Raw genomic sequence first — 723 nt, forward strand, 5'->3', positions numbered from 1 at the left:
CAGCTGTCTTATCTCCTAAATATGAAGATTTGTTGTTACGGTATGGATAAACAGTTCCATCTTTATCCACATAAACATCTCCACCTAAAAGTTTTTGAAGTTCGATAACTGATTTGTTTTTGTGTTCATCTTTAACTTTTGTATATTTTTTAGCACCATTTTCCATTGTGTGGTCAAGTAAACTGTCTAAATCTGCTTCAGATTTTTCAATATCTAAAATCTTAAAGATTTCATCTTGGCTAACTTTAGCAACAACACTGTTGTAATCTGTAACACTTGGATCAACTAATTTATAAGCTTCAATAAGTGTCCCTCTACCAGCTTCAGATAATTGAACTAAAGCATTACCTTTAACAAATGTAGATTCATCAAAACTAGCTAGTGTATGTGTACCTAACTTGTAAGCATCTTTCTTAAGGTCTTTTTCGATTTGTTTACCTTCTTTAGCTGAATTCATTACAGCATATCCAGCCATATCAACACGCTTAACAATTGAGAAAAGAACTGGTTTACCATTATTAAGATCAGTATTAGTTAAACGAGCCTTGTTGAATGAATTGTCTTTTTCTTGAGCAGTATCAACACCAACTAAAGACATTGGGTGTGAAGCATTGATAATTTTGTTAATTGCAATATTACCTTGTCCACCAGCAGCCATTAACACCAAGCTAGCCTTCTTACTAATTAATTGATCCATTATTTGTCCAGCTTTTGGTTCATCAG

The 723-nt window shown here is 32.9% G+C and carries 1 pseudogene; it reads right to left on the reverse strand.

Annotated features, from left to right (window positions below):
* Positions 1-697: pseudogene (locus tag UDIV_RS04160) on the reverse strand (BMP family ABC transporter substrate-binding protein); the annotation flags it as partial.
* Positions 698-723 lie beyond the last annotated feature (26 nt).

This window comes from Ureaplasma diversum NCTC 246 (assembly GCF_000731915.1).
GTDB lineage: Bacteria > Bacillota_I > Bacilli_A > Mycoplasmatales > Mycoplasmoidaceae > Ureaplasma > Ureaplasma diversum.